Source organism: Pseudomonas sp. K5002, from assembly GCF_013386655.1.
Lineage (GTDB): Bacteria > Pseudomonadota > Gammaproteobacteria > Pseudomonadales > Pseudomonadaceae > Aquipseudomonas.
On the sequence record NZ_JACARK010000625.1, the window covers coordinates 1 to 3,233 of the forward strand.

Annotated in this window: 3 protein-coding genes and 1 pseudogene; 3 read left to right on the forward strand and 1 reads right to left on the reverse strand. The window is 62.0% G+C overall.

The genetic code is table 11. The features are described from left to right. The 3 genes from HX846_RS24955 to HX846_RS24965 form a co-directional block, all read left to right on the forward strand. Positions 1-314: winged helix-turn-helix domain-containing protein (locus tag HX846_RS24955; RefSeq protein WP_178966296.1), on the forward strand; the 314-nt coding region annotated here is incomplete at its 5' end. Then, on the forward strand, positions 311-1,591 hold the full coding sequence (locus HX846_RS24960) for a HAMP domain-containing sensor histidine kinase (RefSeq protein ID WP_178966297.1): 1,281 nt from the start codon (positions 311-313) through the stop codon (positions 1,589-1,591). The genes HX846_RS24955 and HX846_RS24960, both read left to right, overlap by 4 nt. 80 nt (positions 1,592-1,671) lie before the next feature. Then, positions 1,672-2,121, forward strand: coding sequence for a hypothetical protein (locus tag HX846_RS24965; RefSeq protein ID WP_178966298.1), 450 nt, complete (start codon positions 1,672-1,674; stop codon positions 2,119-2,121). 106 nt (positions 2,122-2,227) lie between these two features. Here HX846_RS24965 and HX846_RS24970 read toward each other — a convergent pair. Beyond that, positions 2,228-3,233 (reverse strand): annotated as a pseudogene (locus HX846_RS24970) (transcriptional regulator); the annotation flags it as partial.

The window sequence follows — 3,233 nt, forward strand, 5'->3', positions numbered from 1 at the left end:
CGCCGGCCGCTGACGTGATCAAGACCGGCGCCCTGGTGCTCTGGCCCGGCAAGCGTCAGGCCCTCTGGAAAGGCTGCGCACTGGGGCTGACCAGTACCGAATTCAGCCTACTTGAAGTGCTGGCCCGGTGCGCCGGCCAGGTGGTGAGCAAAAAGGACCTGTCGCTCAATGCCCTGGGCTGCCCGTTGACCCGCTATGACCGGCGCATCGACGTGCATATCAGCAGCATTCGCCAGAAGTTGGGCCCGCGCCCGGATGCCAAGGCCTGGATCCAGAGCGTGCGTGGCCTCGGTTACCTGTTGATCGCCGAATGATGAAACCCAGCCGGCTGTTCTGGAAACTGTTCCTGGCCTTTTGGCTGGCCACCAGCCTGACGTTCCTGGTGGGGTTGAGCATTCTCGTGGCGGGCAGCCTTGGCCCGGGGGATCACCATCTGGATGCGATCCTGGCCAGCGAAGAACAGTTGCTGGAACAGTACGGTGTCGAGTCGGGCCGCCAGCTCCTGGCGGTGTGGCAGCCACCCCACGGCCAAGCCATTGGCGTTTATGACAGTGCCGGTCAATTGCTGGCCGGCACGCCGGTCTCGCAGGTGGCTTATGAAAAGTCGCTGATCAGCAAGGACGGGGCCACGCTGTCCCTCAGGTCTTCCCATCCTCCCCACGAACCCGGGCGCCTGGGCCACTGGATTCCGCTGATCATCGGCACGCTGATGAGCGCGCTGTTCAGTGGGTACATGGCCTACTACCTGGCGTGGCCGCTGGCTTATCTGCGGCGGGCGATGGGCGACGTTGCGCTGGGCCGCTTCGAAACCCGGGTGCGGCCGATGATGGGCAAGCGCCGTGATGAAATCGTCGACCTGGCCGAAGACTGCGACCGCATGGCCAACCAGCTCAAGCTGCTGGTGGAGGCCCAGCAACAGCTGTTGCACGACATCTCCCATGAACTGCGCTCACCGTTGACGCGCCTGCAAGTGGCCATCGGGCTGTTGCAGCAAGACCCGGCACGCCAGGAAATGCTCGGGCGCATCCAGCGTGAATCGGCGCGCATGGACACGCTGATCGAGGCGCTGCTGACCCTGGCGCGTGTGCAGGGCCGTCCCGAAAGCATCGAGCGCGAGCCGGTGGATATCGTCGAATTGCTGGCCGTGATTGTCGAGGATGCTCAGTTCGAGGCGGGTATCAAAGGCTGCAGTGTCAGCTTGCAGGCGTGTCCGGACTTTGTCAGTCGGGCCAGCGGCGAGCTGCTGTATCGGTGTTTCGAAAATGTCATTCGAAATGCCGTGCGCTACACGCAGCCTGATACCACGGTGCGGGTTTCGGCGGAGGTCAGCCCCGACACCCGTTGGCTGCGGGTATTGATCACCGATCAGGGGCCGGGTGTTGAAAACCTGCGGTTGCGGAGTATTTTCGAACCTTTCGAACGTGGCCCGAATGACACCGATGCCGGTTTCGGACTGGGCCTGGCGATCGCCTTGAGGTCCGTGGAAATGCATGGCGGCACCATCGAGGCGCACAACGAGCCGTCCGGCGGGTTGAGCGTGGAAATCATCCTGCCTCGGGTGGGATCTTTACACGATATTACATTGGCTTGACCGCCCTGTACGCCCTGCGCCTTTAGACTTTTCTCCTGCGTGAGCTGATGTTCAGTGACGCCATTGGCGTGGAGGTGGCGATGTTTCAGGTGCACAAAAAAGGCTTCGTGGCCGGCAAGAAAATGGTCGACGGCCTGGTGCCTTACGATTTCTTCTGTGAAGACAGCCCGGCGATCAACCTGTTCGTGTTTACCTGCTCTGCGGCCCTCGGCCAAACCGTGGAAGAGCAGACATTGTGGGGCTTTACCCGGCTGGAGCGGTTTGAAGCCATGACCGGCGCCCTGGTGGCGAACAAGAAGAACGACGGCTGGTTTCAAAGCGTCAACGTGCTCACCGGGCCCAGCCAGAACGGCACCCAAAGTGTGAAATTCCAGCGCGTGCTGAAGATCATCAAGCACGCCACCGCCACGGGCCGCGCGACCAGCAAGTTTGAATATGAGATTCATACGGATGAAGGCGACACCTACTTCACCCGCCGACCCGCTGCACCCGACAGTGCGCAAACCGTCATTTATGCGGCGGATCAATAGCGCGGCTGCCGGAGTTCAAAAAGAGCGAAAAGGGGACAGATTTATTTATAAAATAAATCTGTCCCCTTTTTACCGTCCCCTTTTTACCGTTACATGCCGGCAGCCTCTACCGGTGCTGAAACCTTGGCAACGAAGCAATCCGCATCTTCGGCTCCTGCAACCTGGCCAGGTCACTGGCAATCTGCGCCCGCCAGAAATGCGCCCCGGCCAACTGCGCATCCACCCACGCCTGGCGCAGCAACACCTTGGCCTTGTCCACCGACCCGTACTGGGCCTGGCGCAGAATCAGCTGCGCCTTGATCCGCAACATCTGCGGCACGAACCAGCGCTCATGCCGGCCCAGCGCCAATTGCAGGGTGTCTTCCAATACCTCCAGCGCCAGTTTCTCCAGGCCCAGCCGCGCCAGCCCCAGGGCGTATTCACAACGCAGCAAGCTATAAAGCTGGCTGTCGCCTTGGCCATGCAGGTGATGCAAGGCCTCACCCAGCAACGGCACGCCTTCTTCGGGCGACCCCTGGCGGATCAGCAGGATGCTCTCGAAGCACAGTCGAAACTGACGCCAGATGTGCAGGTCCTGCTGGGTCGTGCTGTCTTGCAGCAAGCCCAGGTAGTACCGCACCTTGGGCAGGTTGGACGCCAACAGCGCCAGGGGAATTGCCCCCAGGCACAGGGTGTACCAGAGGGTCGCGGGGTGATCGAGGGTGATGGCTTCATCGACGCAACTGCCGATCAGGCGCAGCGCCGGGTCGACATCGCCTTCCAGCAACTGCACCTGTGCCTTGAGGCAGCGGGCGGCGATGCGCTGGTCAAAATGCACGTCGATAATATGCGAGCGCGGCGCTGACGGTGACCCCAGCGCCTCGTCGATATTCTGTCGGGCGCCGGCCAGGTCGCCCATGTGAAACAACGCCAGCGCGCGCATGCGTTTACCCAGCAGTTGCTGGTTGCCGCTGTGGCTCAGGCTGATGTAGCGCTCGGCCAATTCCAGTGCTTCGGCGTACTGGTTGCAGCCGCAGCGGTCACTCCACAGGCCCCACAGCGCCCGCAGCTTGTGCTCGGCATCGCCCAGGTCGCGGGCGTCTTCACGCACCTGGCGCCAGGCTTCGCGCATT